This is a genomic window from Bacillus marinisedimentorum, from assembly GCF_001644195.2.
Taxonomy (GTDB): Bacteria; Bacillota; Bacilli; order Bacillales; family Bacillaceae_O; genus Bacillus_BL; species Bacillus_BL marinisedimentorum.
Genome location: NZ_LWBL02000067.1, coordinates 1 through 26,408, shown reverse-complemented (window position 1 = coordinate 26,408; position 26,408 = coordinate 1). Strand labels below are relative to the sequence as shown.

22 protein-coding genes, 2 tRNA genes and 1 rRNA gene are annotated in these 26,408 nt (G+C 44.4%); 4 read left to right on the top strand and 21 right to left on the bottom strand.

Annotation, left to right across the window (positions count from 1 at the left end):
- Positions 1-2: 2 nt before the first annotated feature.
- The 6 genes from A4U59_RS18965 to A4U59_RS18945 all read right to left on the bottom strand — a co-directional run bounded on the left by A4U59_RS18965 (position 3) and on the right by A4U59_RS18945 (position 8,907).
- Positions 3-4,130, bottom strand: coding sequence for a TIGR02680 family protein (locus tag A4U59_RS18965; RefSeq protein ID WP_070121728.1), 4,128 nt, complete (start codon positions 4,128-4,130; stop codon positions 3-5).
- A 20-nt stretch (positions 4,131-4,150) separates the two neighbouring features.
- A complete protein-coding gene (locus A4U59_RS18960; protein ID WP_070121704.1) occupies positions 4,151-5,314 on the bottom strand; it encodes a TIGR02678 family protein in 1,164 nt (387 codons plus the stop codon).
- Positions 5,314-6,807 carry a TIGR02677 family protein gene (locus A4U59_RS18955; protein ID WP_070121703.1) on the bottom strand — a complete coding sequence of 498 codons (1,494 nt, stop codon included), beginning with the start codon at positions 6,805-6,807 and terminating at the stop codon, positions 5,314-5,316. Before A4U59_RS18955 ends, A4U59_RS18960 begins: the two co-directional genes overlap by 1 nt.
- 256 nt (positions 6,808-7,063) lie before the next feature.
- Positions 7,064-7,561, bottom strand: coding sequence for a hypothetical protein (locus A4U59_RS18950; RefSeq protein WP_070121702.1), 498 nt, complete (start codon positions 7,559-7,561; stop codon positions 7,064-7,066).
- 647 nt (positions 7,562-8,208) lie between these two features.
- Positions 8,209-8,376 carry a hypothetical protein gene (locus A4U59_RS22640; RefSeq protein WP_425388926.1) on the bottom strand — a complete coding sequence of 56 codons (168 nt, stop codon included), beginning with the start codon at positions 8,374-8,376 and terminating at the stop codon, positions 8,209-8,211.
- Between the two features lie 18 nt (positions 8,377-8,394).
- On the bottom strand, positions 8,395-8,907 hold the full coding sequence (locus A4U59_RS18945; protein ID WP_070121701.1) for a hypothetical protein: 513 nt from the start codon (positions 8,905-8,907) through the stop codon (positions 8,395-8,397).
- Positions 8,908-9,178: 271 nt separating this feature from the next.
- Here A4U59_RS18945 and A4U59_RS18940 point away from each other — a divergent pair, with 271 nt between their 5' ends.
- Positions 9,179-9,991 carry a toll/interleukin-1 receptor domain-containing protein gene (locus tag A4U59_RS18940; protein WP_070121700.1) on the top strand — a complete coding sequence of 271 codons (813 nt, stop codon included), beginning with the start codon at positions 9,179-9,181 and terminating at the stop codon, positions 9,989-9,991.
- A 382-nt stretch (positions 9,992-10,373) separates the two neighbouring features.
- On the opposite strand, the gene A4U59_RS18935 is transcribed toward A4U59_RS18940, so the two are convergent.
- The 4 genes from A4U59_RS18935 to groES all read right to left on the bottom strand — a co-directional run bounded on the left by A4U59_RS18935 (position 10,374) and on the right by groES (position 14,355).
- Entirely contained in the window at positions 10,374-10,943 is a 570-nt protein-coding gene (locus tag A4U59_RS18935; protein ID WP_070121699.1) for a TIR domain-containing protein, read from the bottom strand.
- On the bottom strand, positions 10,933-11,784 hold the full coding sequence (locus A4U59_RS18930; protein ID WP_070121698.1) for a macro domain-containing protein: 852 nt from the start codon (positions 11,782-11,784) through the stop codon (positions 10,933-10,935). Before A4U59_RS18930 ends, A4U59_RS18935 begins: the two co-directional genes overlap by 11 nt.
- Before the next feature lie 610 nt (positions 11,785-12,394).
- Positions 12,395-14,026 (bottom strand): chaperonin GroEL, encoded by a 1,632-nt coding sequence (gene groL, locus A4U59_RS18925; RefSeq protein WP_070121697.1) that lies wholly within the window; start codon positions 14,024-14,026, stop codon positions 12,395-12,397.
- Positions 14,027-14,070: 44 nt separating this feature from the next.
- The gene (groES, locus tag A4U59_RS18920) at positions 14,071-14,355 is read right to left on the bottom strand and encodes a co-chaperone GroES (RefSeq protein WP_070121696.1); all 285 of its coding nucleotides are present in this window, start codon (positions 14,353-14,355) and stop codon (positions 14,071-14,073) included.
- Positions 14,356-14,710: 355 nt separating this feature from the next.
- On the opposite strand from groES, the gene A4U59_RS18915 reads away from it, so the two are divergent.
- Complete coding sequence (locus A4U59_RS18915; protein ID WP_070121695.1) at positions 14,711-15,421, top strand: CPBP family intramembrane glutamic endopeptidase; 711 nt, start codon at positions 14,711-14,713, stop codon at positions 15,419-15,421.
- 4 nt (positions 15,422-15,425) lie between these two features.
- Positions 15,426-15,638 carry a YdiK family protein gene (locus A4U59_RS18910; RefSeq protein ID WP_070121694.1) on the top strand — a complete coding sequence of 71 codons (213 nt, stop codon included), beginning with the start codon at positions 15,426-15,428 and terminating at the stop codon, positions 15,636-15,638.
- A gap of 180 nt (positions 15,639-15,818) precedes the next feature.
- Here A4U59_RS18910 and A4U59_RS18905 read toward each other — a convergent pair whose 3' ends face one another.
- The 3 genes from A4U59_RS18905 to moaC all read right to left on the bottom strand — a co-directional run bounded on the left by A4U59_RS18905 (position 15,819) and on the right by moaC (position 19,109).
- Complete coding sequence (locus tag A4U59_RS18905; RefSeq protein ID WP_245680593.1) at positions 15,819-17,237, bottom strand: MDR family MFS transporter; 1,419 nt, start codon at positions 17,235-17,237, stop codon at positions 15,819-15,821.
- A 675-nt stretch (positions 17,238-17,912) separates the two neighbouring features.
- A complete protein-coding gene (locus A4U59_RS18895; protein ID WP_070121692.1) occupies positions 17,913-18,575 on the bottom strand; it encodes a redox-sensing transcriptional repressor Rex in 663 nt (220 codons plus the stop codon).
- A 33-nt stretch (positions 18,576-18,608) separates the two neighbouring features.
- A complete protein-coding gene (gene moaC, locus A4U59_RS18890; protein ID WP_070121691.1) occupies positions 18,609-19,109 on the bottom strand; it encodes a cyclic pyranopterin monophosphate synthase MoaC in 501 nt (166 codons plus the stop codon).
- A 158-nt stretch (positions 19,110-19,267) separates the two neighbouring features.
- Between moaC and A4U59_RS18885 the strand changes: the two genes are divergently transcribed.
- Entirely contained in the window at positions 19,268-21,220 is a 1,953-nt protein-coding gene (locus A4U59_RS18885; RefSeq protein WP_070121690.1) for an ABC-F family ATP-binding cassette domain-containing protein, read from the top strand.
- 661 nt (positions 21,221-21,881) lie between these two features.
- Here A4U59_RS18885 and tsaD read toward each other — a convergent pair.
- The 8 genes from tsaD to rrf all read right to left on the bottom strand — a co-directional run bounded on the left by tsaD (position 21,882) and on the right by rrf (position 26,235).
- Positions 21,882-22,907 (bottom strand): tRNA (adenosine(37)-N6)-threonylcarbamoyltransferase complex transferase subunit TsaD, encoded by a 1,026-nt coding sequence (gene tsaD, locus A4U59_RS18880; RefSeq protein ID WP_070121689.1) that lies wholly within the window; start codon positions 22,905-22,907, stop codon positions 21,882-21,884.
- Positions 22,897-23,355, bottom strand: a complete 459-nt coding sequence (gene rimI, locus A4U59_RS18875) for a ribosomal protein S18-alanine N-acetyltransferase (protein ID WP_070121688.1) — start codon at positions 23,353-23,355, stop codon at positions 22,897-22,899. The genes tsaD and rimI overlap by 11 nt, the downstream gene beginning before the upstream one ends.
- A 5-nt stretch (positions 23,356-23,360) precedes the next feature.
- Complete coding sequence (gene tsaB / locus A4U59_RS18870) at positions 23,361-24,056, bottom strand: tRNA (adenosine(37)-N6)-threonylcarbamoyltransferase complex dimerization subunit type 1 TsaB (RefSeq protein WP_070121687.1); 696 nt, start codon at positions 24,054-24,056, stop codon at positions 23,361-23,363.
- A 2-nt stretch (positions 24,057-24,058) separates the two neighbouring features.
- Positions 24,059-24,517 carry a tRNA (adenosine(37)-N6)-threonylcarbamoyltransferase complex ATPase subunit type 1 TsaE gene (tsaE, locus tag A4U59_RS18865; RefSeq protein WP_070121686.1) on the bottom strand — a complete coding sequence of 153 codons (459 nt, stop codon included), beginning with the start codon at positions 24,515-24,517 and terminating at the stop codon, positions 24,059-24,061.
- A gap of 5 nt (positions 24,518-24,522) precedes the next feature.
- Positions 24,523-25,518, bottom strand: a complete 996-nt coding sequence (thiL, locus tag A4U59_RS18860; protein ID WP_070121685.1) for a thiamine-phosphate kinase — start codon at positions 25,516-25,518, stop codon at positions 24,523-24,525.
- Positions 25,519-25,751: 233 nt separating this feature from the next.
- Positions 25,752-25,828: transfer RNA gene (locus A4U59_RS18855), tRNA-Asp, on the bottom strand.
- A gap of 5 nt (positions 25,829-25,833) precedes the next feature.
- Positions 25,834-25,910 (bottom strand) — tRNA-Met (locus A4U59_RS18850).
- Between the two features lie 208 nt (positions 25,911-26,118).
- Positions 26,119-26,235 (bottom strand): 5S ribosomal RNA (gene rrf / locus A4U59_RS18845).
- Positions 26,236-26,408: the final 173 nt, after the last annotated feature.

Here is a 26,408-nt window from a genome sequence, read left to right as displayed (position 1 = left end):
ACTTAGATTGATGTGACGGGTTCTTCTTGAACTGCACCTTCATCTGCTTGAAGGTTCATTTTATAGCCATCCCACTGGTAGCGGAGCACCGAGACGAAATCCGCATTTTTCGGACGGATCAGTTCGCATATTGAAAGGGTGGAAATCGTGTCATAGTCTCCCCATAGGACCTGGGAATTCATGATGTAATCGAAACCGAGGTGTTCGACGATCTCGAACATTTCCCTGATGTTATTTTCATCGACACCTGCAAACGCCTCGTCAAGGGAAATGATGTACGGCGCGGTGCCGGCTGCTTCCTGGTACCGGGAATAACAGGCTGTGAAAAGAGGGATATACATGGCCATCGCTTTTTCCCCGCCGCTGAACGTGTAGAACTTGTTGTTGGTCAGTTCCCTTTTCGGTTCATTTGTCCGCTGATAAGAAAGGACGAAGGAGAACCACTTCCGGTAGTCGAGCACTTCCTTCAATACTTGGAGAAGAGTGTGGCCTTCGCCTTTTTCCTCGATCCATTGCTTCGCCTTGGAAATTTTCGAGCGAAAATGGGAAGTGATTCGTTCGAGATCCTGTTCTTTTAGCAGTTGTGCATCCTGTTTTAAAATATGCACCAGGTCTTTCGTGTCCATTTCTTCTTCAGTGTCTGCCGTCCGCGGACGCCATTTGATCGAAAATGTCAGCCCAGAGGAAGAATCGCGGCTTTCCATCAGGCTGTTCATCTTTTGCGTCCAGCTCTCGGCACGGCGGATCCGGCTTCTCAGCTTGCTGCCGACGGATTTGAACAAAATTTCCTCATATAGTTCTTTGTCCTGCTCATCCAGGTAGCTTTCCTGGCGGGCATAATCATCCTGAAGGTTTTTTTGGACAGCATAAGGATTGACCTGCTGGCCGCGCAAGTCCAATTCTATGAATCTTCTTGATGTTTTTTGCTTCCATTGATCGATGAACGGCATGAATCTATCCTCTGATACCTGTTTCATCCATTCCGGAACAGGATGACTTTTTGTATAATCGCGCATCCGGTACTCCATCAGGTCTGTTTGCTTATCGTAGAATTCACTTGTCAACCTGGCGTCTGTCTGGCTTTTTTCTTTTTCTTTAAGGAGTTCCCCATATGCTTTTTCGACTGTTCGGGCGATGGTTTCCACCTTATCCTCTTCAGGCAGCCCGGCCGTCAGTCCTCTGTGGTACTCTGCTCCGAGTGCTTCCTCCCAGGCTGACCTCATCTGTTTCCAGAATTTCAGCTCGTGCTCTTTTTCCTCGAGATCTTTTTGCTGATGGCTCCAGGTCGTTTCAAGCTGCGGGAGGCGCCGGTTGGCTTCACTTAATTCTTTTTCAATCCACCCCAGTTTATCCTGAACTTCTCGTATCTGTTTACGGATATCAGCTGCCCCTGCCTGTTCCAGCTGCGCTTCGATTTGTTTGATGTTTTTCTGAAACCGCTCGATTTCATCATTCAGAATGTTAAGTTCTCCTGAAAGTGCCAGGATATCCTCTTCCATCTCTTTAATACGGCTCTCAAGTTCTCTGACCCGTTCTGTAACATTAATATATCTTGTATGAAGGGTTTGGAGCTCAAAAAGATCTTTTTCATAACGGTTCATAATCGTTTTTGCTTCCTGGTAAGCTTTCCTGCTTATTTCCAGGTTGTAAAAACGAGTTTGTTCACCGATAATCCGTTTAAGCTCCTGATATTCGCCGTCCATTCCTTTTAACTGGGCGGAAATTCTTTGAAGCTGTTCCTGGTGATGTTTCAGTGCGAGTCGTACTTTTTCGATCTGGCGGAAGCTCTCCTGAAGATCTTTGTCGTTTGGAAATTGGCGCCATGCTGTTTCCGCCGCTTCCATCGCACGTCTCGCTCGATCTTTTCCTTGCTGGATTTCCCTTTTTTCTTCTTGGAGGGCTTCCAGGTCTGACTTCAGCTGATGAATGATTTCTTCACGGTATCTCTTTCTTGCGTTTCTGCCGATAAAGCGGACACTTTCAACCGGAACGGCATGTCCTGTTAAAATCCCAAGCTGATAGGAGCCGTTTTCCTGAACCGACATGGATGCACCATCCCGATTTTCCCCGATTACAATGCTTCTCAGGATATCATCGACCTGTTCAGGAGTGATGGATACGCCTTCCACAATATCTGGCTTGAGATAATCAGCTAATGTATGGGCCATCATATTCGGATCTGGTGTCAGCACACGGTCGTGGATCACGGCCCGGGTTCCATCTGTGATGAGGGCATCAAGCAAGCCGCTGTCGATCATGGCAGCTTCGATCCTTGTCTGAACTTCCCGTGAGACTCCCTCATGGAACTCAACAAGTGTGTAGAGCGGAGCAAACTCTGCACCCGACTCCCTTAATGCCTGCCTTGCTTCCCTCGTGGCTGGATGTGTGTCAGGCTCGGGATCCTTCTTGTTTTTCCACTCATTAAGGACAGATTCTTTTTCCTCGATGTCTTTTATGACCTGTTTTTCCTTTGTATTCAGTTCGGATAACAGGTCTCGCTGGATGTTCTGGTAGTGGATGACATAAGGAGAAACAGCATCAGTGATCTCGTTATAAGAAGCAGGTTCATAAAGGGAGTACATGCCTCTTGCAGCTCGCTGCAGCGCTTCTTCCTCAACCTTGAATTCACTGTGTGTCTCAGTCCACCTGTAGATTTCATTAAGATGTCTTTCTTTATCTTCCTCAAAAATCTTCAGCCAGTCTGACTCCTCGTGCCGCTTCCGGTCAAGGAGCTGCTGTTCACCAGCTAATTCCTTGTTTTTGGTTTGAAGGTTTTCTTTTACCTGTTCAAACTCCCGCAAGTTCTCTTCAATAACAGTCAGCTGCCCGACATGCTGTTCCGCTTCTCTTTTCCAAACGGCAAAATCAAATTCGGTGTTCTTTTTCCGGTCATAATCTTCCTCGTTCATCTCATGCTGTGTGAAGGATGCCTCATGCGCATCATTCCCCATATCGCCGAGATGGTCTGCGATATCCCGCAGGAGACTCTCGGTTTCGAGTTCCGCTTCATCCTTTTGCTTTTCTGCCGTCCACTTTTTATTTTTCTCACGCGACAGCTGGGTGTCTTTTCGGGCAAGATCATCAGAAGAACGCTTCAACCGCTCGATTTCCTGTTTTTTCTCCTCTTCCAGGTTCCACACTTTATGTGATTGAAGCCTTTGCTTCTGCTTTTCATACGTATCCTTATCCTGTTTAAGAAACTGGACTTTGTCAGACAGTTCCTGAATTTCCACTTTCAACTTTTCCTGGTCTTGACCAAGCTGTTCGAATTCTTTTTCCTCTTTCAGGGCCCTTCTGGAAGCTTTTCGATATTCAGCCGCCTGATCGGCAATGTAGCGCTGATTATAGATATCGTACGCCTTATTCAGCTTTTCAAGGGATGAAAGTTCACGCTCGAGCTGTTCGATCTGCTGCTTTGTCTGGTCCATTTGCTCGATTGTATCAGACAGATGCCGAAGATCATCATCGGAAAGCGGCGGCAGTGCGGCTTCAAGGATTTCATAAATGACCGTCGGCCTGAATTCCTTCGAAAGCTTCGGGCTTCTCAGCTGGATCAACAGCTTGATCAATTCCTCATAGGCTTCAATCGTTTCAAAGCCGAAAATAAGCTTATTGACGAGCTTCATGTAATCGCCTTGCGTCTGGACAACCTGGCCCCCCTCGCCAATCACATTTTCAAGTTCGACTCTTGATCGTGGAATTTTGTTTACTTCCGTTCCCTGCCGCTCTGTTTTATAGAGCTCGATATCTGTCCCGATGCGGCGGTTATCCGTGATTGTAAATCCCCAGAACTTAAGCGGCTTCTGCCGTTTTGCCTGCAGTCCGATCCCTGTCGTGACATACTGATTGGTGTCTGCTCTTTTGTATTCGATAAAAAGATAGCCTGTCCGCTCATCCCTGTCGACGATTTCCTTTTCCCCGAGCAGATAGTCTTCCATTTTCCGTGCCTTTGAACCGAACGGATCGAGCCTGTCCGGTGACTTTTTTCCATCAAGTAAAACGGGCAGGAAACTTTGCATTGTTACAGACTTTCCCGATCCATTGCTTCCTCTTAACAAAAGTTTCCCTTCCGAAAAATCGAATATCTCCTCATCGTAATACCAGAAATTGAGCAGGCCTGCCCTGTTCATTTGCCAGCGATTTTGTTCCCTCAAGATCGTCCCTCCTCTTTTAGATAGTCACCTGGATACCGGCCGATCATCCGTCCGAATCCTGATTGCAATACAAGGATGCCCGATTCCGGTTCTGTAAAAGCCAGTTCCCACTCCGATAAAAGTTTTATCAGCTCCCCGCTTATGTGGCCGGGCGAGCTTTCACGATAGAGCTTGCTCCACCCATGGCCCTGTGCTTCCTTGATATCGGCAACGAGCTGTTCAAATTCGGCCAATGTAAGGCGGATTTCCCCCATTTCATTGAAAGGATATTTTTCCATATCCGCTCGAATCCAGTCAGCCACATGGAGCGCAATGTCAGTGATGCCTTTTTGATCGGGAAATAGCGTATAACGCTGCTTCCTTTCAGGCAATACGAGCAATGCCGCATTTTTAAATACTTCGAGCCTGAAAGGCGTATGTTCCTCCAGGTCATCACTGAGGCGGTTGCGGAAGTTTCGGATATAGGCAAAGTCCGCATCATCCTTGCTCTCCCTGTAAACGACCGGCGAGAACATCAGCTTGCGGTACACCCTTTTCCTCCGTTCATCAGCCTGGTGCCTGTTCCATTCATTCTCAAGGATTTCTTCCATAGTCGAGTACCGGAACAAGTCATCCGGATAAGATCTCATAAAATAGCGGGCATAAACGGTTACTTCATATAGCACTTCTTCCTCTTCATTTGTTGCAAAAAGCTCAAGGTCCCCATCGACGGTTTTGATCAGCCTCAACTCAACCAGCTTTTTCAGTGAACGGACCAATGACTTGCGGTGCCGGTAATTCGTCCAATCCAGCGGAAATTCACCCGGATACATTTCCTGGATATCCTCCGTGATATCAGACAGCAAAAACTGTTCGTCGACTGAGCGGCGTTCCGTGAATGCCAGTGCACAGCTGAAGATTGCATAGTCCATCGGTTCGGAGAACTCCTGGATTCCCATCCAAGGCTTAGGATCAACCGGGATTTTCTCCAACTTGATAAAATGCTGGTGCACAAGTAAATCAAACCCGAATTTTTCGGTTAAGTATCTCTTCAATCGGTGTTCCCGTTCCCGGATCAGGTGATAAAGGGCCGGTTCTTCGGAACGAAGCACCCAAAACTGCTCAAAAAGAATCCCGAGCGCTTCCTCTGTCTTTTCATCAAATTGAACCGCTTCTTCCATTACACATTCACCTCATCTTCAGAAAAAAGGAATACTGCATTCGGCATTTCAAGGATTCCATCCTCGGATTTCAAGATTACCCGTTCATCCGAATTTAGTGTGACTTTCACTTTTTTGCCGAACTCCGTTTTCACGACTCTGTCTTTTCTCGCCATCGCCTTTCCGATCCATGCCAATAACAGTTTCCGGACGTGAGCTTCCACTTCCGGAAGTTCTCTTATTGAGATTTCTCCCCCCTGGATATACTGCTCGATGATCTCCTTTTCGCGCTGGCGCTTTTCCAGATGAATCCTCTTCATCGTTTCGATCTTCTCTTTGTTATCCTCTATTGCACCGGCACGCGTTTTTTCCCGATACTGACGGATCCTCGGCTTCGTCTGATGCACCATCGGCTTCTCTTCCCAGATATCCATGTAAATATCCTCGGTTGGCACCTGGTCAGAATGAAGATGACGGGTATGAAAGACCCCGAAAGCCACAGAAGACAACTTATGCGCTTCTTCAATTGAATCCATACCGTCGAACCATTTGGCAAGATGAAGGTAGTCGTTCTTCCTGCTCCGGAATTGCTGATGCCTTTCCCCCAGGCGCTGGACAATCCTGGTTATCCTGCGGATCGCTTCATTCGTCCTGCTTTCAAGACGCTCAAATTCGCTCTCCCCGTGTTTATTTCCAAGGAACCACGCCTTCAAGTTAAGCCATTTTTCTTTTAAGTCCTCCATCGGATCCAGCCTCAGTTCTTCCTCAAAACGAAAGGCCTGCTCATGATGCCTGATCACCTGGTTGAAAAATGGTTCCATCTCTTCCACAGTCAAACTTGAAAGGAGATCCTGTATTTGCATGGCCGTTCTCTGAAGCGCAATAATGAAGTCTCTCAAATACGTCGTGAACTGATCTTTATAGGCAATAAACGCTTCCGTCTTCATCCGCTCGGCCACTTCTTCGCTATGTATATAAGCAATATAATCGGAGGTGTTCTGGGTGATCTGGCGGAAATAAGTCATGGCATCGTCCCACACCTGTGCACATTCCTCATCCGGTTCAGAATCCGCCTTTTTGACTGTTCCGGCAATCGATGAAAGAACTTGATAGAGCCTCTCAAACTGAGTCCTTTCAAGCGACCCGCCAAAAGTTTCCCCCATATTTTCAAGCTGCATCAGCATCCGCTCAAACTCTACCGTATAAGGAGTGCACTGGTAGCGGAAGCTTTTCTTCTTATATTCATCAATAGTCTTGGCCTTTCGGTGTTCCTGGCTCGCAATCAAATTCCCCCATTTGACCAGCGAGTCCAGATCCTGATGAAGCGACTCCACCGAATAATCACTGAACTCAGGGAACTGGCTAAGATATTCATAGATTTCATCCGGAAACAAAAACTCCCGCATCCGCTCATGCTGTATATAAAAATACCTTAAAATCGGCCGATAACTCCATGCTTTATCGGCGGTCAAGTATGTAGCTTCTTTAATCTTCTTTTGAAGGCCTTGCTGCATGCTTTCACCTCTATCACTAGACTCTTTCCTACAGTATAATTCAATTTTACCATCTAGGTAACTATCCTTTTTTCCATCGTTTTTCCAATAATTCACTCCATATATTAATACTGGCTTTACATCACCTTGGATAATTGGCTTTTTGGATGATATGCTCAAAGTAAACAAATAAAAAGAAGCTTCCCTAAGTTTTTCAACTTTTGAAAAGCTTCTCTTGGTACTAAGAAGGATATTATTTTTTTCAACCTTCCCCTCTTTATCCCTTTATCACTTTCATTCCTTCTTCAACAATTTTTTTACCCGCATCCTTATTTTTGACTCCTACCATAACTCCTCCAAGAATTACAACTGTCCCCATTGTCCCTAATGCTAATTTTGTTATCCAAGCTCTTTGTTTATCGGATTCTTTTTCAATTCTGTCATATATAGAAGAAATCTCTTGTTGAATTAATCTCAATATTTCCGTATCTTTTTCAGTTTCATATCTTTTATTTAATGTGTCTATTCTTTTGTTAAATGAGTTTATAACATCTTTGCCTAAATTTTTTGAAGCTAAGTCATTTACTGTTTTTAAAATATTAGGAAGTACTCCTGCCACAAATTTATAGTATTCTTGTATTATAGTTTTATCTAATTTTTCATTAACTTCTAATTCCGGTAATAGTTCCGCTATTTTTTTTATATCTGCTTCCGTTGGGTTTTCTAAATCGCTAATCCCTTCTTGATTTAACAATTCCTTGAACTCTTCATTCATAAAGAATCCCCCTTTTTTATTTATTATTAACAAACTTTTTAACATAAACGGATACATATGTATCATAGCCAGCCAGAAACTGCCTCTTGAAATTCTTTGCATCAAATAAAAAATTTTTGCTTTTATAAATTGTAATTGGAACAGCCGTTTAGTGTCCCTCTTATTTATTATACATCTAATCTACTAAAAATTGGTCATTATATCTTGAATATGAGCGCCTAGTCATAAAAAGAAATGCCAGTCACTTTTCGAGATTTATCGAAACTATCTTTTGGCATGTACAGGTGTAAGGCACTATTAAATAATAATGAAAAGGAGCTGAAGGGACACCCCTCAGCTCCTGGTATTTCCTGTATTTATTGGACAAGCATCTTACTTTATGCCACCCCTTAGGTGAGAGTGTGTAATATCGTTAACGAGACGTGTAAAAAGCGCAGTAAACCAACTTTTTAGATATTGTTGACTGTAAAATCTTTAACAGTGGTTTACCCTTTTTTATGGGATTGTGTTAGCAAAATGTTAGCATATTGAATCTGTTGATCACACATATAATATTTTGCCAGTGCTATTGGTGTTAAACGTTCAACTTGCTAATCACTACTTACTCTGAACATATGCCCCTCGTATTCCTCACAAATCCATTACTACTAGGGTACTATTTTTTCTAGTTTTAATCCTCCAGTGGATTTTGAATACTCAAACACTATATCTTTACTCTCTTCATATATAATACAAAGAAAATAATTGTCACCATTTTTATGAGCAGCAGTATATTCGTTATTTGTCATTGAAACTTTATCTCCATGACTTTTCACTTTTTTATATTAATAAATTCAATTAAATACCCACTCTAATAGCATTCTAGTATAGTTATCTTCCCCAATATAATTGTAAGGCTCTTTTTCATGAAATTCATAACTCCATTTCGAAACCATAAAATCAGCTCTTCCTAAATTAATAACATGCTTTCTAAAATTAATATAGTCCTCTTTTAAAAGTTCGCTTTTAAAAATTAGATTTTTGCCTGACTGATGAACAATCCAATTACGTGAGGTCCTTCCATTATTGAGAATACTTATTTGCTCATCTGATATATTAAAGAGCTTTTGGTTTCTGTGTAAAGTTTTTATAGATTTACCTAATAATAAACCATTTAGTTTATCGACATAATTTAGATATTCCTTACTCAGAAATTCTAATTCTTCTCCTTCTAATTTAGATATAAGCTCAAGCCATTTTATCATTTCTTTACATGTGAATTCATATTTCTGACTTATTAACATTAACCGGCCAATTAATGAAGAATAGTTATCTATAGATTTTATTTCTTTTGATGTGAGCCACATTTTAATCATCTCCTATACAATCTTTATAGCTATATAGACAGGTATACTGTCTTCCAAATAAAGGGACAAGTTACCTGTCCCTTTGCTCTCAGAGTTTAAGGACAGAGGGACAGATTCACTGTCCCTTCAAATAAATAATCTCCCAATAAAATAAATACACATTGTTATAAAATTCACTCTCAAAAATTAGAAAATATGATAATATTAAAATATTAATATTCCAATTTAAGGGATTTATTTGTGTTCAAAAGTATTATTAAGGGGTGGAGAGATGATATTTTTAAGTCATCAGCATAATGATAAAGAAATTGTAAGTCCAATTGCTTATGCTTTGGAGAAAACTTATGGAGAAGAAAACGTATTCTATGACGATTGGTCAATTAAACCCGGAGAAAACATCATTGAAAAGATGAATGAAGGATTAGAAAAATCTAGGTTTTTCTTTTTCTTCATAACCGAGAATAGCTTAAAAAGCAAAATGGTATCTCTTGAATGGACTAACGCATTAAAAGCACGGTCTAAAGATATGGAATTCATACCAATAAGAGCAGACCAAGTAGATGTTCCGGTAATTATATCAGCTTTAAGTTACCTCGATATGAGCACTAACGGTATTGATGCTACTTTACAGCAAATAAGAGAAATTGTATCACCAGAAGTAGAAAAATACAGAAAAGATATACCTACTTTCAGGAATTTAGAAGGCTACTATTATGAAGAGGATCGTAATACGTACCGCTTTTTCATTCGGCCCAAGAGATTTTTCGAGCCAAGTGGATGTATTATAGCAGCCACAAACCTCAATAAAAACCAAGCCAAGTTTACGGCAAATGCAAACATGTATGAGACAGGTTTTACTGAAAATAGTGTTACAGTTTCTGCACGAAAATTAAATGCTTTTCTATTAAATTTTCCAGGTGGGTTGAAAGCAGGATTTACTATAGATCTCACTTTTAAAATGAATGAAAATATTAACATGTCAAATCCTAATATAATTATCTTTCATCAAAAAAACGATAAGCAACTTCAATCAATTAGACTCACACCTGTTATGTCAAAAAGCCAAATACCATGGTTTAATTAAGTTACTATAATTGGATAGATTTTATATTCTATCATCTAAAACAAGGTCTCGGATTTATGCCTTAGAATACCACTAAATTGTAGGCTGGATTGAACGAACCGGACAATTCAGGGGTGTTGTTATGATTAAGCATCTGAGTTTAAAAATCCCAAAGTTTCTCCTTAAATATAACGCACTTCTTATTTCACCTTTTGGAATTGCCTGAATGTCGATAATTTCTTTTATTTCTTTATCTTCTATTCTCATACTTAAATGTATGTGGAAATACATGGAATATCGGTAATCGCACGTCCCGTTTGATATGATTTAGTAACTTATTAAGATTATTCACCCTCTAAAGCAAATAAAATAATATTAGTGTATTAGTTATTATTTGCCTACTTTAGCATTCATAAAAGTAAACACCAGCATTACATTGTGAATTTATCATAAAATCTTTATCGTTTAACGCCTTTTTAATTAAATCTTTTTTATATGGTAAATGAATGGTAGGAACCTTGTACATAGTATTTCGAAAAGCAGGTAGTTTATCCCATAAGTTCTTGATCTCACTTTTTATGGTATTTGTTCTACAATTTATAATATCACTTTTATTTTGATATTCAGGATAAACAACAATTACTGGCAATCCCTTCGTATTTACTCCATAGTTGATTTCTTCACGCAATGCTTTACTATTTTTTGTAATACTACTTAAAAACAATATTATATTCTTTGAATTATTTAGTCTTTCATGTAAACGAGGTTTCAAAGTTCTTTCCCAGTCACTTCCGTCCCTAACGTTATAGTTTTTATTATGGGAGTCATTAAATGGAAAACTACTCTCTGCGCCTTTCCAAGCCCTTAACATATTATAAGATGAAAAATCTTTTGTGGCAGATGCACCCAGATTACTCTCACTAAAAGGCTCACTGACATAAAAAGCTGAATAATTGCCATTTTTATATGCCATTTTTTTCAAACTCCTTTAATTTATAATAATTGATACTTTTATGATGGGATCCATGAAGAAGGATAGTAACTTTAGAAGGTTCTCTAAATTTAACCTTGCTAATTTTAAAAGTCCAAAGCATAACTTCTAGCAATTGATGAGGAGTAGCATTAAAGTCCTTATGTCTTGTTATACCAGAACCTAACAAAGGAACAACAACTTCTTGTTGAGCATAAAGACTATTTACTTCATTCCAGAAGTGGATCAAGCAGTTAGCATATTCATGCAGTTTTAAATTAGCTTCATTCTCATCATTAAATTTTGAAAATGCCACAAGAAAAAAATCTTTATCTTTAAAAATAGACCCTAAACGATAGCGAGTATGTTTTCCACCTAAGGGTCGTTCTACATTTTTTTCAACAATTCTATTCTGCATTCGTTGGTCTTGATAAATTCTTTCATCTAAATCTGATGTGTTTTCATAAAAGTAATTTAAATACTGTCCGTTTAAAGATGATTTAGATATTATTTTGTCATCTACTTTAGTATCAAAAAATTCATTAAAAGCAATTACTTTATAGATATTTCGAGGAAATTTGAAAATATCTCCTGTTTTTACTACAATTTCTGACCCATCTACAATTAATTTGGTTTCTTTTAACCTTGTATTTTTCAATAAGTCTAACAGGATATATAAAATAGAAATACCTACTAATCCAAGTAAAATATAAAATTTGTTAAAACCTTCATCGAATTCAACAAAAGTATATACTGTTGTAGCAATACCGAATAATCCCCCAGGAACAGCCCAAACATTTTTCCAGTAATCCTTATCTTTAACAATTTCTTTTAATTTTTGCATATCATTCCCCCATAATAAAAGTATATCTATTGCTTATAAAAAAGATAAGTCTATTCCTGCCACTCTCCCATACCAAAATTTCTACCTTTGGCTCTCTTATTTTAAATAAAACATTATATTTAAATTATTAACATTTTTATACAAAGATTGATAATCCTAATTCTATTTTACCAAAAATTGTAGTTATTTGGTTAAAAGATAATAATATGTCTTCAATTTTTTCACAATACAAGGGAATGGTTCTATCGAACAGGCAGGACCTTTTTCGAAAAGCACTAGAGCTGGAGTTGATTTATAAAAACCCTACAGAGATTGCTTAAAGATGGATAAACAAACAATTGAACAATTGGAAGAAGTATAAGTTCCCAAGTAACTAAAAAGAAGAGCTTGTCCTGTTTTAAAAACAGCCAAGGGTCTAAGTCATACAGATGATCAAATTACGAAAAATGCCCATCTCAATGTAACCGAAGAAATAAAAAAAGAAGCCTCTCAAAAGTTCGCTGAACTCATGAGAAGCCTCCGTTAATATCCTCAATGTTAGCAAAATGTTAGCAGACCAATCTCACCTTACCAACAAAGCCTTATCTATCAAGGGTTGAGGGGGCACTTATTACATCATGCCGCCCATTCCGCCCATGCCACCCATATCAGGCATGCCGCCGCCATCATTCTCTTCCGGGATGTCAGCAACAACTGCTTCAGTTGTCAGGAACATCGCGGATACGGATGCAGCGTTTTGGAGTGCGGATCGTGTAACTTTTGTCGGGTCAACGATACCTGCTTCGATCATGTTCACCCATTCGCCAGTGGCAGCGTTGAAGCCGATGCCGATGTCTTCGTGCTTGAGGCGTTCAACGACGACAGAGCCTTCAAGTCCGGCGTTGTGGGCGATCTGGCGGACCGGCTCTTCAAGTGCGCGCAGGACGATGTTGATGCCTGTTGCTTCGTCGCCTTCTGCTTCGATTCCGGCCACATTGTTGTAAATGTTCACTAGTGCTGTACCACCGCCGGATACGATGCCTTCTTCGACTGCCGCACGAGTGGAGTTCAGGGCATCTTCAATGCGGAGCTTGCGTTCTTTCAGTTCGGTTTCAGTAGCTGCACCGACTTTGATGACGGCTACGCCGCCGGCAAGCTTGGCAAGGCGCTCCTGCAGTTTTTCACGGTCGAACTCGGAAGTTGTTTCTTCGAGCTGCGTGCGGATCTGGTTGACGCGGGCACCGATTTTTTCAGTGTCGCCGGCACCTTCGACGATTGTTGTGTTTTCTTTTGTAACGACAACTTTAGCAGCGCGTCCAAGCTGCGTGATGTTGGCAGACTTAAGGTCAAGGCCAAGATCTTCTGTGATGACTTCCCCGCCGGTAAGTGTGGAGATGTCTTCAAGCATTGCTTTACGGCGGTCACCGAAGCCAGGTGCTTTGACAGCAACTGCGTTGAATGTGCCGCGCAGCTTGTTGACAACGAGTGTCGCAAGCGCTTCGCCTTCCACATCTTCAGCGATGATCAGGATCGGCTTGCCCTGCTGGACAACTTGTTCAAGGACAGGAAGGACTTCCTGGATGTTTCCGATCTTCTTATCTGTGATCAGGATGTACGGATTATCAAGGACCGCTTCCATTTTATCGGAATCTGTCACCATGTAAGGTGAAGCATAGCCGCGGTCGAACTGCATGCCTTCAACGACTTCAAGCTCAGTGTTGAAGCCTTTGGATTCTTCGATTGTGATGACGCCGTCGTTGCCGACACGCTCCATCGCTTCAGCGATCAATTGGCCGACTTCGTTGTCAGCGGAAGAAATCGCCGCAACCTGTGCGATTGATTCTTTGCCTTCGATCGGCTTGGAAATTTTCTTGAGCTCTTCAACAGCAGACCTGGTCGCTTTTTCGATGCCTTTGCGCACGCCCATCGGGTTGGCGCCGGAAGTGACGTTCTTCAGGCCTTCTGTGATCATCGCCTGGGCAAGGACAGTCGCAGTCGTTGTACCGTCACCGGCGATTTCGTTTGTTTTGCTTGCCACTTCAGCAACAAGCTTCGCACCCATGTTTTCAAATGCATCTTCAAGCTCGATTTCTTTTGCGATTGTCACACCGTCATTTGTGATAAGCGGTGAACCGTATTTTTTCTCAAGAACCACGTTGCGTCCTTTTGGTCCAAGCGTTACTTTAACAGCATTTGCAAGGGAATCCACCCCGCGCAGCATGGCACGGCGCGCTTCTTCGCTAAACTTAATTTCTTTTGCCATATTTTCAAAGACCTCCTTGAATATGTAGAATCTGTTTTATCAAATTAGCCGATAACTGCAAGAATGTCGTCTTCACGCATGATCAAATACTCGGTACCTTCGTATTTCACTTCAGTGCCCGCATATTTCGAGAATACCACGAGGTCGCCTTCTTTCAGTTCAAGAGCAACACGTTCTCCGTCTTCATTCAGACGGCCGGAACCCACTGCAACCACTTTGCCTTCCTGCGGTTTTTCTTTTGCAGAATCCGGCAGCACGATTCCGCTTGCAGTTTTTTCTTCAGTTTCAACAAGTTCGATGATAACGCGTTCACCTAAAGGCTTTAACAAGTGAAACACCCTCCTCATGTAATTATCAAATGGATATTTTGTCGATTATTAGCACTCGCCCATGTTGAGTGCTAACACAATTATTATATTAAATAATCTGTTTTTTAAATGCAAGTGTCTTGTATCAAATTTTTTTAAAAAATGATTCGGGGACAGCAGATGGCGGAAGCGCATCAGGCAGGAAGTTATGGTAAAATGGGGAAAGCATGTTTTATTCCCTGCTATACGTGAATATAACTTGTTAAGAGGGATGAACAATTGCCCCAAAAAAGGCTTTAAATATAAGCGGCCGGTTTTCAGCCGCGCTGATATAAGCTTAACAGTCTTGCTATAAAATGAAAAAGGAGAAGGCATATTGCTTAAACGCTACTGGTTTGTTCTACTCGTATATATTATCGCCCAGTTTTCTGGCTTGCTCGGCTTTCCGCTCCTTACTGCCGCCGGGGTGGCAGAGGATAAAATCGTCGGCATCTGGACGGTCATCAGTTTTGCGGCTGCACTTGCCGTCATTTTGTTCCTCATGAGGACGGATATGAAAGAACGGCATCTGAACTCTGAACGGTCCGGACGCGGGGAAGCCGTTTTGTGGTCAGTGCTCGGCATCTTCATGGCACTCGCCGCCCAGAGCATCGCCGGCTTGATCGAAGTGAATGTATTCGGCATCGAAGCCGGGTCTGAAAATACGGAAATGCTTGTGAAAATCGCAAAAGTCACGCCGATTTTCATCTTCGTCACATCCGTGATCGGACCGATTCTTGAGGAAATCGTCTTCCGGAAAATCATTTTCGGGTCGCTCTACAAACGGTTCAATTTCTGGATTTCGGGCATTGCCAGCTCACTCATTTTCGCCACGGTCCACTTTGACCCGAAGCATTTACTCATTTACACCGCTATGGGGCTGACATTTGCGTACTTATATGTGAAAACGAAAAGGATCATTGTCCCGATTGTCGCGCATGTCGCCATGAACAGCCTGGTTGTCGGCGTGCAGATCATCTTCGAAGACGAAATCCGCGAGATGCAAAAACAGGCGGAGATGATCCAGTCATTTATTGGAGGCTTTTAATTTTATGAGAATTTCACCTTTGCTTATGGGGTTCCTATACGGGGGCTTTGCATTCATATTCGTCTACCTGGCCATCCAGAGCCCCGAAGAAGACATCTGGAATTTTACAACAATCCTTCTGATGCTGCTGGCCACATTCAATTTCGTGTCGGCGATCCGGTTTTTCATGCTGGATTATAAAATCCGGAAAATCACGAAGGAAAAAGAGGACGATTGATTGATGATAAAAAACACCTGGAGCAGCATATTGTTGCTGTCCAGGTGTTTTTAAGTTTGCGGGAAGGCATGTATAAGCGAAATAAGTGCGGCTAAAGCTGAGGCGGGCACGGACGCAACGATTTAGTTCTATCCTCGCTTTTTCAGGCACTGAACTTTTATGAAGCATCTTGAAAACACGTCACTGCGGATTCAACTCCGCTTCCTCCCGCTTCTCATCCTGGCCGATCAGCCATCCTGCTGGAATCGAAAGGGCGAGGAGCACTCCGACGACAAGAAATCCTTCGTTGATCGCCTGGAGGCTGCCTTCGGTGCCGCTTACGCCCATTCCGAGCAGCTGGGCTCTCCGGACCTCATAGTATACCGAAATGAAAACAATGCCGAGCGATGAGCTGATTTGTCTGAGGACATTGTTCATCGCTGAGCCCTGGGCAACGAGGCGGTCAGGAATCGCGTTCAGCCCTGTCGTCGTTGCCGGCATATTGCAAAGCCCCATGCCGATTCCCCTGATCAGCATCACAACCAGGATGTACCAGAGGGAGGTCTCTAGATTCAGGAAACCGAGTGCCAGTGTTGTGGCGGCAAATATGACAAGGCCGGTGGTGACGACGCCTCTCGGTCCATTTTTATCCAGCAGCCGGCCCCCGACCGTCATAAAAATGCCGCTGAAGAGAGCTGACGGCAAAAACACAAGCCCGGTAATGATGGCACTTAACCCATATACGTTCTGAATAAGAAGCGGGATAAGGAAAATCGATGAAAACAGCCCAATCGATGTAACGCTGGCAATCCATACTGCAATGGAAAAAGCGGGCGCCTTGAAGACGGACAGCTCCAGCAGCGGCTGGCTTTGCCGATTTTCATACTTCACAAACGCATATATTCCGGCGAGGCCGAAGATGATCAGGCCGATATTCACCGGGTTTGCGAGGTGTTCCACCCTTGAAATCCGGCCGAGCGCAAACAAGACTGCTCCTACTCCAAGGGTAACGAGCAGGAATCCGATCTTATCAAACTTGATATCTTTCACCTTTTCCGTCGACTTCAAGTAATAAGCGGAAGCGGCAAGCCCAAGGAGGCCGAACGGGATATTGAACAAAAACAAGTAATGCCAGCTGCTCGTTTCAACAATCGTTCCGCCAAGTGTCGGGCCGATCGTCGGCGCCATCATGGCCGCGATGCCCCACACCCCGGTCGCAAGCCCGCGTTCCTCCCGCGGAAACACTTCAAAGATCAAAGCCATCGAAAGCGGCATCATGACACCACCTGCAATCCCCTGTATGGCGCGGAATAAGATTAATGATGTGAGGCTCCATGCCATTGAAGCAAGGACAGACCCGATCAAAAACAAAACAAGCCCAATCATGTACAGCTTCTTCTTGCCGATCTTATCGCCAAGATAGCCGGTCAGCGGCATCGTGATCCCCATCGAAACCATAAAAATGGTAATCACCCAGCCGATTGAAACCGCATCCGTATCAAAGATTGCCATGAGTTCAGGAATTGCCGGATTCAGCATGCTGTTATTTAAAATGATGGTGAATGTGCCGAGCAAAACGGCAATGACCACCATCCACTTTTCAGGTATTTTTTTCGCCATCTCTCTATCCCCCGGTTGTTTCGTTTTCCGAAATTTTCTTTATCTCTATCATACATCAAAATAGGGCTGTGAAAAGAATAGACGGCAGACAATTTTAAATAAACGTTTGTTTAAATCTCCAGCAGCCCTCGTGACCGGTGCATTCTCTTTTTAAATAAACGTTTGTTTAACTTTTTAAAACCCACGGCTGGGACCGCTTACAGGTTCGAGTGAGCTTATTAACACACTAAATAATAAGAAGACCAGTTTGGGTTCCGGTCTTCTTGTTGATGTTAAATTTAAGAGCATGATTGGGAAGAAAAATTTGAATTAGCTGAAATCTGTCCGTTCCTTATGCTGATGAATTACTTGATGCGTTCCCTTTTCGGTGATCCGAAGACCTTTTTGGGAACGCATAGTATCGATTCGTTCCCTTTTTCGTACTCCGAAAGCCTTTTCCGGAACGCATAGCTCGTTGCGTTTCCTTTTTGGAACTCCGAAGACCTTTTCGGGAACGCATAATTCAGGTAACAATATGAAAAGCCCATGTACCCCAGTTAATAGAAATTTGAAAATGCCGTTGACCGTTACGATAACAACAAAAAAGAGGTGTGAATCAGCGTGCCGATTCCACCTCCAAAGATATATTCGTTTATGTTTCAACCCTGCCAGTTACTCAAAAACCGCGGGTTCGTTTTATTCTTCTGCCTCTTCCTGCTCACCTTCACTGAGAGGATAATGCTTCAGGAAGTAGATCAGTGACTGCAGTTCAATCGCAAGGTCGATATGATGGACCCGGATATGAGGCGGTGTCGCCAGCCGGGCCGGAGTGAAGTTCAGGATGCCGCTGATGCCGGCTTTCACAAGGCGGTCGGTGACGGATTGCGCTGCGGGTGCAGGCACCGTCAAAATGGCGACAGATACATCTCCAAGCCGCTCTTCCAGCTTTTCACTATCGTAAATCGGCACGCCGCCGATTTCAGTTCCGATCTGGTTCTCATTCACGTCAAATGCCATTGCGATTTTCGTATTGTTATTTTTGGTGAAATTGTAATGCAAAAGGGCCCTGCCAAGGTTACCGACACCGATCAAGGCGACTTTTGTAATTTCATCCTGGTCAAGCGTCTCCCTGAAAAATGACAGCAGATAGCTCACATTATACCCATACCCTTTTTTGCCAAGTGCACCGAAGTAAGAAAAATCACGGCGGATTGTCGCTGAGTCAACCTTGACCGCTTCGCTTAATTCCGCAGACGACACCCGCTGTTTCCCTGATGAATGCAAATTCTTCAGAAAACGGTAGTATAACGGCAGCCTTTTTGCCGTTGCCTGCGGGATTTTATTTTTATCGATTTCCATAATTTAACCCCCAACACTGCTTTTCGCTTTGTTCTATTCTCTTCGAAAATCTCCGCTTTTGCCGCCTGTCTTTTCCACCAGGTAGGTCGGGCCGATGATCATTCCTTTATCCACTGCCTTACACATATCATACACCGTCAGCGCTGTTGCGGATGCTGCCGTTAGCGCTTCCATTTCCACGCCTGTGTTCCCCTTCGTTTTGACACTTGCGCCGATATGCAGAATATAATCACCGTCTTTACTGCCATCTGCGGGTTTTTGCCATTCGAACGAGACATCGACCCCTTTCAGCTGAAGCGGGTGGCACATCGGAATCCATTCCGGTGTTTTTTTGGCTGCCATGATACCGGCAACTTGAGCGACTGCCAGCACGTCTCCTTTGCCAATCTCATTGTCCTGTATTTTTGTATATATCTCTTCACTTACCTGAACACTCGAATGGGCCAGCGCCGTCCGGACGGTTGCCTGCTTGTCCGCGATATCGACCATTTTTGCCCTGCCCTGCTCATTAAAGTGAGTAAACTCAGATGCCATACGAAAACTCCTCTCAGCTTGCTTTCTATCATTATAACCCGAGATCGGGCCTTTTTTGAAACGAATAATCGACAATTGCGTATTCTTAAAAGCCCCAGGTTGCCCAGCTGATTCCCGGTGCGATACACTAAAGCTATCGAATATAGAGGTGAACTGCTATGATATTGCTTCAAGTAAATCAGTTGACAAAGCATTTTGGCGCTGATCTTATTTTATCGAATATTAAATTGGAAGTACAATCAAATGACCGCATTGCGCTTGTCGGCAGGAACGGGGCGGGCAAATCCACGCTCTTGAAAATCATCGCGGGCCAGATGTCTTATGATGAAGGCGAGATCATCAAGCCGAAAGACCTTTCACTCGGTTATCTTGCCCAGGATACCGGCCTGGAATCCAATTTGTCGATTTGGGATGAGATGCTGAGTGTCTTTGAACCGCTGCTGAATATGGAAAAAAGGCTGCGCGCCATGGAGGCTAAGATGGGGGACCCCGATTTACTGAATGACGGTGCTGCCTATGACAAGCTCATGAAAGAATATGATGAATTGCAGCTCGTCTTCAAAGATGAAGGCGGATATCAATATGAGGCGGATATACGTACGGTCCTGCACGGTCTGAACTTCAGCAGATTTGATACAAATACACCGATTTCAACGTTGAGCGGGGGCCAGAAAACCCGGCTTGCTCTCGCCAAACTTCTGCTGACAAAACCTGATTTGCTGATTCTGGATGAACCGACGAACCATCTGGACATCGAAACGCTTACATGGCTTGAGCAGTATTTGCAAGGTTATCCGGGCGCTTTACTGATTGTATCTCATGACCGTTATTTTCTTGATCGCATCGTCAATGTTGTGTATGAAATTTCACGCCATACGACCGGCAAATTCCACGGCAACTACAGCAGCTATCTGGATGAAAAAGCCCAACGGTACGAACGCGACTTGAAACAGTATGAAAAACAGCAGGAGGAAATCGCCAAGCTTGAAGATTTCATCCAGCGCAACATCGCCAGGGCTTCCACGACAAAACGGGCACAGAGCCGCCGCAAACAGCTTCAGAAAATGGATAAGATGGACAGGCCGCAAGGTGATGCCAAATCGGCTTCCTTTTCCTTCGAAATTGAACGGCAAAGCGGGAACGATGTATTGAAAATCAACGATCTGTCGCTTGCATATCCCGGTAAAGAGCCACTTTTTTCCGGATTGAATACAACGATCAACCGCGGCGACAGCATCGCACTTGTCGGTCCGAACGGAGCGGGCAAATCCACTTTGCTGAAAGCCATCATGCGCAGCGACAACGTCACATCAGGCTCCATCGTCTACGGCAGCAACGTATCTGTGGGCTATTACGATCAGGAACAGGCCAGCCTGAAATCAAACAAGCGTGTCCTTGATGAACTGTGGGACGAGTACCCTCTCAAGAGCGAAAAGGAAATCCGGACCGCCCTAGGAAATTTCCTGTTCAGCGGCGATGATGTCCTCAAGCCTGTTTCAGGGCTCAGCGGCGGGGAAAAAGCGCGGCTGGCCCTGTGTAAACTGATGTTTAAGAAAGCGAATTTCCTTATCCTCGACGAACCGACGAACCATCTGGACCTCGACAGCAAAGAAGTGCTTGAATCAGCACTGATTGATTATCCAGGCACAATCCTGTTCGTATCCCATGACCGTTACTTTATCAACAGGATTGCAGACCGAATCATGGAACTATCCACAAAAACAGTGACCGAATTTCTCGGCGATTATGATTACTATGTGGATAAGAAAAATGAAATGGAAGAACTCGCCCGTCTCGAACAGGAAGAAAAAGCGGCAGCTGCCCCTTCCGGCAATCATGATCAGCAGGGCGGCGACAAATCGAAGTACATGCAGGACAAAGAAGAAAAAAAGAGAGAACGGCAGCGGCTGCGAAAAATTGAAGAAATCGAACTCCGTATTGCCGGGCTGGAGGAACAAATCGAAGAAAAAGAAGCACTGCTCGCCCTTCCGGAAATATATGAAGACCATGAAAAATCAGCCCTGCATCACACGGAATTGACGGCCTTACAGGAAGAACTCGAGCAGTTGATGGAAGAATGGGAAGAGCTTCAATTGGCCGAAACTGAATAAAGAAGCGCAAGCGGCAGTCCGCAGTCAGGTGCCTGTTTCTGCGATTCGCCGCTATCCGCTTTTCAGGAACAAAAGCGCAGGGCGCACGCTTAGCGGCGTACGCATAAGCGGGGGTACCCGCAGGAAGGTGGTCTTTCCTTCCGGAGGGGATGAACCGCTTATGACGATAGCCGCTGGCGCCTGGAGCTGGATGACTCCCTTCTGGCTTTTTATCAACAACGCAAACATTTTTTAATTTCCTTACCTATAAAAAAACCGGTGCAGCTTTGCACCGGTTTTCTATATTTTAAAACTATTCACACCATCCACAGAGTTATACACAAAAAATAGTTAGTAAGAAAGAGGATTAACAGATTTATCCCCATTATCCACAAAATCACCCGTTTTTATCCACAGAATGTTATTAACATAGTAAAACCTTTTATACCGCTGTTCCATTTGTTTTTCCACAAAAATGGCATGCTGTGGATAAATAACCTGTTAATAGTCTTTTATACTCTTTTCCCTATTTCAAACAGGTTAAAACATCTATAAACCGATCTTTTTTGGTAAATGTCCTGGTTCAAAAGCACAGGTTTTAAGTTAAACTTTTTTACAATTCAAATTATTATTACCTCTTTAGACCTTTTGTCATAGAAAAAACCGCTGCCTATACAGCGGTTTAATTGAACGACTCCAGATCCAGCCCCGGATGGGCATTTAACGAAAATGGAGCACGCTTTCCTTTATTGAATTCGATGCTGCCTGCTGCCGCAATCATAGCGGCGTTGTCTGTGCAAAGCGAAAGCGGCGGGATAATCAAATCGGCCGTAAGCTGATCGAACTCCTTTTCAAGCCGGCTGCGCAGGCCTCTATTTGCGGCTACCCCTCCTGCCAGCACAACCTGCTTCACCCTGTACTCCTCCGCTGCTTTTATCGTCTTCGTCACCAGTACATCAATGACGCTTTCCTGGAAACTGGCTGCAAGATTCTCGGGTTCGATTTCTTCGCCGCGCTGGGCAGCATTGTGCAGCGTGTTGATAACTGCTGATTTCAGCCCGCTGAAGCTGAAATCATACGAATCCGGTTCAAGCCATGCGCGCGGCAAGTCAATTGCCGGTTCCCCTTCACTGGCCAGCCGATCGATATGCGGACCGCCTGGATACGGAAGTTTCAGCGTCCGCGCTACTTTGTCGTATGCTTCTCCTGCAGCATCATCCCTCGTTTCCCCGATCACTTCATAATGTCCATGCTCCCTCATAAGGACAAGCTCGGTATGACCGCCCGAGACGACAAGTGCGAGCACCGGAAACTCAAATTCTTGCTGGAGGCGGTTTGCATATATATGACCGGCAATATGATGAACGGCTATAAGCGGAATATCATGTGCCAGCGCAATCGCTTTTGCGGCATTCACTCCGACAAGCAAGGCGCCTACAAGCCCGGGTCCCTGTGTGACCGCGACCGCATCCAGGTCCTCAAGCGTGATTCCCGCCTGGTCAAGCGCTTCCTGCAGCACGACGGTAAGCTGCTCCACATGATGCCTTGAGGCGATTTCCGGCACAACGCCGCCGAATCGTTTATGGCTTTCGATCTGGGAAGCAACCACGTTGGAAAGAATTTCGGTTCCATTCTTAATGACGGACGCCGCTGTCTCATCACAGCTCGTTTCAATTCCTAGTATCAATTCAGTTTCATTATTTTTCATTTAAGTTCACCCACATCACTAATGCGTCTTCATTATTATCAGTATAATAATTTTTTCGTATGCCGCCTTCCTGGAATCCCAGTTTACGGTATAGATTCTGTGCAGCGGCATTGCTAGCCCTGACTTCAAGCGTTACTGTATTCGCTCCCTGCCCCCTTGCAAGGGCAAGGGCATAGCGCAGTAATTTTTCCCCGAACTTCCGCCCCCGGTATTCCGGCAAAACCGCGATATTGGTTATATGCCCTTCATCAATAATGATCCACAGCCCGCAATATCCGATCACACTGCCATTCAGCTCCAGAACGAGATATTTAGCGAACTGGTTGATCTCCACCTCATTGTAAAACGATTCCCTGCTCCACGGTGTCGCAAAGCAGGCCTGTTCAATTTTCTCCACTTCATCTATATCGCTGACTGTCATCAGCCTCATGACCGGCCTGTTTTCCATATCGTTTACCCCTGCCGGTTCTGTGATTCGAGCCATTTGGCCTCAGCCTCCGCTAAACGCAAGTAGTTCGGAACGAATTCATGCACAGGAACCGCCTCTTTTTGAATGCCGAGATACGCCAATTCCGAAGGACGCGGATTATGGGCGGTTAACGGGGCAATTACAGCCTGCTCCCCCAGCACTTCTACAATACGGTTCTGGTGGATCGGCAAGTCATTGCCCATAAACAGAACAGGTTTTTCCTTTTCTTGAAGCATTGGAAGCCAGTCATCCAGCTGGATAATCCGCTCCTCCTTTTCAACCTTCATGCCGTTCGCAGCATCATACAATGCAGTATACACCTGGCCGCGCCTTGCATCGAAAATCGGGGAAACATAAGATCCGGCCATTTTCCCATTCTGGGCCAAAACGTCAAGGCTTGAGACACCAGTGACTGGAATGTTCAATGCCCAGGCCAGTGTTTTCGCGATTGATACGCCGATCCTTACTCCCGTATAGGAACCGGGACCGTTCGCCACAATAATGCGATTCAGTTCGGCCGGCTTCATGTCCACATCTTTCAGGAGCTGGTCTATCGCCGGCATCAGCCGCACAGAATGGTTCTTTTTTAAGTTGGTTATCATTTCACCGGTAATGCGGTCATCAGAAATGACGGCTATCCCCATCACCAGGTTAGAGGTATCAATGGCAAGCGCCTTCATAATCAAACAATCTCCTTACAAATCGTTATGTAGTGCTCTCCCTTTGGCGTCAGCACAATACGCCTGTTGTCGTCCCCTTCATGATACAGGAATATATCCAGGCGTTCATCAGGCAGCTGATCATGAATCATAGAAGCCCATTCCACAATCGTTACGCCGTCACCCTCAAAATACTCATCAAACCCAAGATCCTCCCCGCTGTCTTCAAGACGGTATACGTCCATATGGAAAAGCGGAAGCCTGCCCTGGTATTCTTTGATGATCGTGAAGGTCGGACTGTTGACGGTCCGACGGACGCCGAGCCCTTTTGCCAGTCCTTTTGTAAATGTCGTCTTCCCTGCCCCAAGATCGCCTTCCAGTGTCAGCACATCACCGGGACCAAGCTTATCAGCGAGCCGTTGGGAAAATGCCATCGTTTCTTCCGGAGACTTCGTGTTGAATTCAAATTTTTCTTCTGTCATATGACTCACCCGTTTTTAAAGTGATTATACCCCTTCTTCCCGAGCAGCTCGGTTTCCCCTGAAGCAGTATGCAAATAGACGGCTGGTTTACCATCTGCTTCACACACTGTTCCGATTTCATGAAGGGCATATTTCAATTTCTCATCATCATGAATGGATTCCCATTCAATTTTGGACATGGTACCAATCAATTCAAAGTCCTCTCCGCCAAATAGAATACTCGAAATCCGTTCATTTGAAGGGAGTGCTTCCAGCTGCGGACTTGCCGGCAGCCGCATTTCTGAAATATCAATTCTTACGCCGCTCGCTTCCGCAAGTTCATTGGCCTCACTTGCAACCCCGTCACTTACATCATTCAACGCTACCCGCTGCAATCCTGCCAGGAACCTGCCGGCCTCGATACGCGGAACAGGCCGCCGGTGCCTTTCGATAAAATATTGTTCCGCCTTGCTGTAGACACGTCCAGGCTCCTCAAGCAAGAGTTTCAGCCCTGCCGCCGAATCACCGGGTGTACCGGTTACAAACACGATATCCCCCGGTTTCGCGGTACTCCGCAACAGCTCTTTCCCTTTTTCCACCCGGCCAATCACGACGACCGTCAACACCAGGCCTGATTTGGAGGCAACCGTGTCACCGCCGATCAAATCCATCTGCCAGCGGCTGCCGAGTTCAGCCATCCCTTTATACATCTCCTGCAGGTCATCTTCCGTCCAATCTTCCGAAATCGCGGCCGACACGAGGTAAAACGCCGGTTCAGCCCCCATTGCGGCAAGGTCGCTTATGTTGACGGCAAGGGCTTTATATCCAAGGTCAAACGGGTTCATCGTTTTCCGCGTAAAATGGATTCCTTCCGCCATCGTATCAAGGCAGACAACCTCAGAATAGTTGTCACTTCCGCTATACACGGCAGCATCATCACCGATTCCCTGGATAAGGGACCGCTGAAACGTTTGAGCAGGTGTAATCGAGCGGATGAAAGAAAACTCACCTGAAATCGGCATCAGTCTACCCCCTCAGTGGTTTGGAAAAAATTTCTCGTTGGAATGCTTATCTCTAGCATACCTCTATTTCCGTGCAAAAAAACCTTAGGACATGTCCTAAGGGCTCTATCATGTAGTTTATCTTATTTTAAGGCAAAAACCTACGATTTTAACCGAAAAGGCTCCTTATATGGAGGCATCTCTTCGCATAAAACCAATAAAAAAAACGAAACCATTGTTTCGTTTGCTCTAAATGGCGGTCCGGACGGGACTCGAACCCGCGACCTCCTGCGTGACAGGCAGGCATTCTAACCAACTGAACTACCGGACCATATTTGGTTGCGGGAGCAGGATTTGAACCTGCGACCTTCGGGTTATGAGCCCGACGAGCTACCGAACTGCTCCATCCCGCGATGATAAAAATTATGATGTTACGTTGTATCCTGGAATTACGTTGCCAAAAACTAACTGTCTCTTCCTCTGCAAGCCTATTCGGGGGTGATTGATGCGTCGAGACAACTCGCAGCAAACTCATAGAAGTAACGCTCGTTGCTCCATCCCGCGATGATAAAACTTTGGTTAAATACAGCTGTCTCTTTCTCTGTCCCTTAAAAAGGGAATGCCCGGCGGCGTCCTACTCTCACAGGGGGACGGCCCCCAACTACCATCGGCGCTGGAGAGCTTAACTTCCGTGTTCGGGATGGGAACGGGTGTATCCTCTCCGCCATTGCCACCGGACAATTTATTACGGTTTGCGATCATCTTCGAATCTCTTCGTCAGCTCCCTCATCGGCATCCTTACGTATGCAAATACGCTCCGGTGCCTCCTCAGTCGCTTCCTCGACCTTCTCGATGCTCCCAAACCTTTCTGCTCAAACAGAGTTTCCCTAAAAGAAAGGGCAACTGTTTGA

Bases quoted from the DNA above. Each gene is read 5' to 3' on its own strand.
- A4U59_RS18965 (WP_070121728.1), bottom strand. From the start codon at position 4,130: ATGAACAGGGCAGGCCTGCTCAATTTCTGGTATTACGATGAGGAGATA.
- A4U59_RS18960 (WP_070121704.1), bottom strand. From the start codon at position 5,314: ATGGAAGAAGCGGTTCAATTTGATGAAAAGACAGAGGAAGCGCTCGGG.
- A4U59_RS18955 (WP_070121703.1), bottom strand. From the start codon at position 6,807: ATGCAGCAAGGCCTTCAAAAGAAGATTAAAGAAGCTACATACTTGACC.
- A4U59_RS18950 (WP_070121702.1), bottom strand. From the start codon at position 7,561: ATGAATGAAGAGTTCAAGGAATTGTTAAATCAAGAAGGGATTAGCGAT.
- A4U59_RS18945 (WP_070121701.1), bottom strand. From the start codon at position 8,907: ATGTGGCTCACATCAAAAGAAATAAAATCTATAGATAACTATTCTTCA.
- A4U59_RS18940 (WP_070121700.1), top strand. From the start codon at position 9,179: ATGATATTTTTAAGTCATCAGCATAATGATAAAGAAATTGTAAGTCCA.
- A4U59_RS18935 (WP_070121699.1), bottom strand. From the start codon at position 10,943: ATGGCATATAAAAATGGCAATTATTCAGCTTTTTATGTCAGTGAGCCT.
- A4U59_RS18930 (WP_070121698.1), bottom strand. From the start codon at position 11,784: ATGCAAAAATTAAAAGAAATTGTTAAAGATAAGGATTACTGGAAAAAT.
- groL (WP_070121697.1), bottom strand. From the start codon at position 14,026: ATGGCAAAAGAAATTAAGTTTAGCGAAGAAGCGCGCCGTGCCATGCTG.
- A4U59_RS18910 (WP_070121694.1), top strand. From the start codon at position 15,426: ATGAGAATTTCACCTTTGCTTATGGGGTTCCTATACGGGGGCTTTGCA.
- A4U59_RS18905 (WP_245680593.1), bottom strand. From the start codon at position 17,237: ATGGCGAAAAAAATACCTGAAAAGTGGATGGTGGTCATTGCCGTTTTG.
- A4U59_RS18895 (WP_070121692.1), bottom strand. From the start codon at position 18,575: ATGGAAATCGATAAAAATAAAATCCCGCAGGCAACGGCAAAAAGGCTG.
- moaC (WP_070121691.1), bottom strand. From the start codon at position 19,109: ATGGCATCTGAGTTTACTCACTTTAATGAGCAGGGCAGGGCAAAAATG.
- A4U59_RS18885 (WP_070121690.1), top strand. From the start codon at position 19,268: ATGATATTGCTTCAAGTAAATCAGTTGACAAAGCATTTTGGCGCTGAT.
- tsaD (WP_070121689.1), bottom strand. From the start codon at position 22,907: ATGAAAAATAATGAAACTGAATTGATACTAGGAATTGAAACGAGCTGT.
- rimI (WP_070121688.1), bottom strand. From the start codon at position 23,355: ATGGAAAACAGGCCGGTCATGAGGCTGATGACAGTCAGCGATATAGAT.
- tsaB (WP_070121687.1), bottom strand. From the start codon at position 24,056: ATGAAGGCGCTTGCCATTGATACCTCTAACCTGGTGATGGGGATAGCC.
- tsaE (WP_070121686.1), bottom strand. From the start codon at position 24,517: ATGACAGAAGAAAAATTTGAATTCAACACGAAGTCTCCGGAAGAAACG.
- thiL (WP_070121685.1), bottom strand. From the start codon at position 25,518: ATGCCGATTTCAGGTGAGTTTTCTTTCATCCGCTCGATTACACCTGCT.